The 4,678-nt window shown below is 47.9% G+C and carries 5 protein-coding genes; 4 read left to right on the top strand and 1 reads right to left on the bottom strand.

All coding sequences use genetic code 11. The annotated features are described in order from the left end of the window. The 4 genes from ACWA6V_RS17545 to eptB all read left to right on the top strand — a co-directional run. Positions 1-355, top strand: a 355-nt coding sequence (locus ACWA6V_RS17545) for an AI-2E family transporter (RefSeq protein ID WP_449523707.1), incomplete at its 5' end; no start/stop codon positions are given. A gap of 45 nt (positions 356-400) precedes the next feature. Continuing rightward, on the top strand, positions 401-1,021 hold the full coding sequence (locus tag ACWA6V_RS17540) for an FKBP-type peptidyl-prolyl cis-trans isomerase (RefSeq protein ID WP_310075128.1): 621 nt from the start codon (positions 401-403) through the stop codon (positions 1,019-1,021). Positions 1,022-1,219: 198 nt separating this feature from the next. Beyond that, positions 1,220-2,137: a recombination-associated protein RdgC gene (gene rdgC, locus ACWA6V_RS17535; RefSeq protein ID WP_449523706.1), complete on the top strand. Its 918-nt coding sequence runs from the start codon at positions 1,220-1,222 to the stop codon at positions 2,135-2,137. Positions 2,138-2,261: 124 nt separating this feature from the next. Beyond that, a complete protein-coding gene (gene eptB / locus ACWA6V_RS17530; RefSeq protein WP_449523705.1) occupies positions 2,262-3,968 on the top strand; it encodes a kdo(2)-lipid A phosphoethanolamine 7''-transferase in 1,707 nt (568 codons plus the stop codon). Here the strand turns inward: eptB and ACWA6V_RS17525 are convergent. Further along, positions 3,924-4,678 (bottom strand): SulP family inorganic anion transporter (locus ACWA6V_RS17525; RefSeq protein ID WP_449523704.1); only part of this gene is annotated, 755 nt, incomplete at its 5' end. The two genes, eptB and ACWA6V_RS17525, sit on opposite strands and share 45 nt — an antisense overlap.

Below are 4,678 nucleotides of genomic sequence, written 5' to 3'. Positions count from 1 at the left end.
CGTGGGGCCAGCCATTGTGTGGGTTCCTGTCTCTATTTATCTATTTGCCACTGGCGATAACGTTAAAGGGATTATTTTGGTCGCCTTTGGCGCGGGTGTGATTGGTCTGGTTGATAATATCCTGCGCCCGATTCTGGTAGGGCGCGATACTAAACTGCCCGACTATATCGTTCTGCTGTCTACCCTCGGTGGCTTGGCGCTGTTTGGTATTAATGGCTTTGTGATAGGACCTTTGGTCGCCGCGTTGTTTATCGCTTTCTGGGGAATTTTTATTCGTGAGGTGCATGTAATGGTGCCTAGTGAAAACGAAGAGGGACAACCAGAAGCCGATTCCGGTAAGGATTCTGCTGCCTGATCTGCTAGACTGCGCGGCCTTATTTATCCCTTGGAAATTGATTTTATGTCTAACCAATACAAGACCACTGAAGAGCTCGTCAGCTACGGCATTGGCCGTCAAATGGGCGACCAACTGGCAAGCAATCCTTTTGAAGGTGTATCAGCCGCTGCGGTTGCGCAGGGTGTGATGGATGCGCTCAACGGTGTGGATATGCCCTATAGCAATGATCAGATGCAAGCGGCATTTGAAGAGATCAATACCCGCATGCAAGCCAAAGAAGCGGAAAAGCACAAGGCTTTAGCAGGTGCTGGCGAAGCTTTTCTGGCAGAGAACGCTAAAAAAGCTGGTATCACTGTGACCGCCTCAGGTTTGCAATATGAAGTCATCACTCAAGGTACTGGTGCGATTCCAACCGCGACCTCAAAAGTAAAAACCCATTACCACGGTACTTTGATTGATGGCACTGTGTTTGACAGTTCCGTTAAACGCGGCCAACCCATTGATTTCCCGGTCAACGGTGTTATTGCCGGTTGGACTGAAGCCCTGCAGTTGATGCCTGTTGGTTCCAAATGGCGTTTGTATGTACCGCACAATCTCGCCTACGGTGAGCGCGGTGCAGGTGCGAGCATTGCACCTTTCTCAACGCTGATTTTTGATGTTGAGTTGATTGATATTGTTGGTTAATTCCTCAGTTTGAAATGACCACCAGCATGGGCTCCGGTGTGACCTTTTTCGACACGCCGTGAACCCATCCCTGGGGGCTCGGATGCGGCATCCTTGCCGCATACGGTCTCAAAGATCACACCGAACCCCATGCTTCATCGCAACCGTCCAGTAATTTTCCATCCCTAAATAAAAACCTTTTCTGTTGTTGGATTTTCCATGTGGTTTAAAAATTTACGTTTGTATCGCCTCACCGAGCAGTGGACTATTTCTGCTGAAGAATTAAATGAAAAGCTCGCCGAATTTTGTTTTAACCCCTGCGGCAGTCTGGACCCGATGCGTTACGGTTTTGAATTTCCGCTTGGGCGTCACGGCAGTGAATTTATCCATGTAACCAATGGCTACATCATGATTTGCGCCAAGAAGCAGGAAAAAATCCTGCCCGGTGGTGTGATCAAAGAACAGTTGGAAGAAAAAGTGCTGGCACTAAGCGAGGCGGAATCCCGTCCAATTGGACGCAAGGAGCGCGATACATTAAAAGATGAAATTATTTTTTCGCTCTTGCCGCGCGCCTTTACCCGCTCATCGCTGGATTACGCTTATATCGCCCCACAAGAAAATATGATTGTGGTGAATTCGTCGTCAGCGAAACGCGCAGAAGATTTGCTGAGTAAACTGCGTGAAGCACTCGGCAGTTTGCGCTGTTTACCTATCGCCCCAAAAAATATTCCCACTCAAGTGATGACCCATTGGCTGCGTGAAAGCCAGGCCCCGCACCAGTTTGAATTGGGTGAGGAAGTAGAGCTGCAAGCTGCAAAAGATGGCCGGGTCATCCGCTGCAAAAAACAGGATCTCACTGCAACCGAGATTCGCAACCATCTGGAAAGTGGTATGCATGTCAGTAAAATTGCGCTGGTTTGGAAAGAAGCGATCAGTTGCGTGATTGACGACCAGGTGGCCGTTAAACGCCTGAAATTTGAAGACGTGATCAGCGAGAAGGCCAACGAGCGGAATCCGGAAAGCAAAGCAGAACAGTTTGACGCTGACTTTGCGATCATGGCACTTGAATTAAAGAACTTTATTCAGGCACTATTGGCTGCATTCGGCGGCGAAGATGATTCGCGCCTCGACAACTGAGTTACGGACAAAATACTAATAAGAAAGCCTTAAGTAAGGCCTGTTAGTCTCACAAGGGAATGGTGCTTCAACCTGAAGCCCGAAAGTAAAGCGAAAGATACAATTACCCTTGTGGATAATAATAATGCGATCCCTAACTGTTTTTAGCCAGCGGCAAGTGTCGCTGGCACTCAGCGTTTATATTGGTGTAATCCTCAATAGCGCCTGCCTGGTTCGCAATGGTATATCCGGCGGTTGGCTTGAGGCAATTTCTGCCCTGCTGTCAGCCGTTGCACTCGTTGCCTTTTGCTATTTGCTCATCAGCTTTTTTAGCTTGCTTGGCCAAATCGTCTATAAAACTTTCGCGAGTTTTATACTCCTTGCCTCCGCTGCAGCCAGCTATTACATGACATTTTTCAATGTAGTCATTGGCTACGGTGTGATTGTTTCCACGCTGACGCTGGATACGGATTTAAACGGCGAAGCACTCGGACACGAATTTTTCTTGTGGTTTCTGCTGGTCGGACTACTTCCCTGCTTATGGCTCTGGTGCACCCGTTTGCTAAATGATGTCTATAGCAACCAGTGGAATGGTGTTGGGGGATTTGCCAAAAAACTGGTGCCCGCTATCGGCATGCTGCTGGTGCTCAATGTCAGCATCGATACCATTGTCAAACTCACCAAAGACCAGGCGCGCAAAAACAATCAATACACCGCGAGCATCGGCGGTGTAATTGCACACTCCTATTTGCCCACCAACTGGATCGCCAGCCTCGCGATTTATGCGCATCAACTCAGCAAGGAAGATGCAAGTGCAAAACAACTCTATGACCCGAGCAGCCATTTCACTTACCAGCCAACACCAGCAATCGATAATTTATTTGTGGTGTTTGTAATTGGTGAAACCACCCGCTGGGATCATATGGGTTTGTTGGGGTATGAGCGTGATACCACACCGCTTTTATCGCAGGAACCCAACTTGATTGCACTACGCGGCACCTCCTGCGATACCGCCACAAAACTATCGTTGCGCTGTATGTTTGTGCGTGAAAACGGCACAGAAGACGATGACCAGCGCACGCTTAAAGAGCGCAATGTGTTTGCCGTGATGCGCAAACTGGGTTTCACCTCGGAATTATTTGGGATGCAAAGCGAGGCCTGGTTTTATTCCAGCCTGGATGCAAACAGTTATGAGATCCGTGAAATTATTGCCTCGGAATATGCTCACAGCAAACGTCCGATTGACGATATGTTATTGGTCGATCAAATGGAAAAATCCATTAACAAATACCAACAGGGAAAACACTTGGTAGTGCTGCATACCAAAGGCTCACATCACCTGTATAGCCAGCGTTATACACGCGAATTTGCGCGTTTTACGCCTGAGTGTATGGATATAGACGACACTTGCACCAAACAACAATTGGTCAATTCGTTTGATAATTCCGTGCTGTACATTGACCACATGCTGAAAAATGTATTCGATAAGTTGCGCGATAAAAATGCACTGGTATTTTATATTCCCGACCACGGCGAATCCATCGACGAAAATCACCACTTCCATGCCACCCCCAAAGAGATGGCACCGCCCGAACAATTTCGCGTCCCCTTTATCATCTGGGCGTCGGATAAATTCATTGCGCAACCACAACACCAACAACTCTTTGCGAATTTGCAGAAGCGTGAAAAAAATAATTTTAACCCGCACCACGAACAAATTTTCGATAGCCTCTTAGGGTGCATTGGCTACTCATCGCCCGATGGTGGCATTAAAGCGCAAAATAATTGGTGCAGCGATAACCCCACCTCAATGGCCTTCGATAACCACCCGACGCGCCTCACCCAGCGTTAGATAAAAGCGCAGCACACCTTTAATCGGTTTTATATTGGCGTGCGCAAGTGTACTGAGCGGCTGTTTGGGAATATCGGTCAGGATTAATTCGGTATTATTTTTTTCGCATTTGGTAATTAATTTATCCAGCGACGACAAACCACCTGCGTCCAGCAGCGATACTTCTTTTAATGAAAGAATAATATGTTGCTGTTCAGTACAGAACGTTGAAAGCTCACCAAATACCCGGTCGCCCGCCGCAAAAAATAATGGGCCGCTAATACTGAACGCACGCCAGTTTTCCGGTAGCTGCTTCGTCTTATCGGTATTATTTTCATCAACAGTCACATCATCCACATGGGTCATGGCGGCGATTTCTTTCATAAACAAGAGCGCAGCCAATACAATACCCGCAGTAATCGCTATCACCATATCGAATAAAACGGTTAAGGCAAAACAAGTGATAAATACCCAAATATCACCGGGTGGTGCTGTTTTAATTAAATGTACGGTTTTATGCGCTTCACTCATCCCCCAAGCGACCATCACCAGTAACGCGGCCATTGCAGGCATGGGTAAATATGCCAGCAAGGGAGCAAGGGCAACCAAACCCAGCAAGACCACCAGCGCATGAATCATGCCCGCCACTGGCGATTCTGCACCGGCTTTAATATTCGCTGCCGAGCGGGCGAGTGCCGCTGTCGCGGTAATGCCGCCAAAAAATGGGGTGA

The organism is Cellvibrio sp., assembly GCF_053579595.1.
Note: the sequence above shows the minus strand (reverse complement) of the source record. Positions and strands in the feature narration are given on the sequence as shown.

Bases quoted from the DNA above. Each gene is read 5' to 3' on its own strand.
- ACWA6V_RS17540 (WP_310075128.1), top strand. From the start codon at position 401: ATGTCTAACCAATACAAGACCACTGAAGAGCTCGTCAGCTACGGCATT.
- rdgC (WP_449523706.1), top strand. From the start codon at position 1,220: ATGTGGTTTAAAAATTTACGTTTGTATCGCCTCACCGAGCAGTGGACT.
- eptB (WP_449523705.1), top strand. From the start codon at position 2,262: ATGCGATCCCTAACTGTTTTTAGCCAGCGGCAAGTGTCGCTGGCACTC.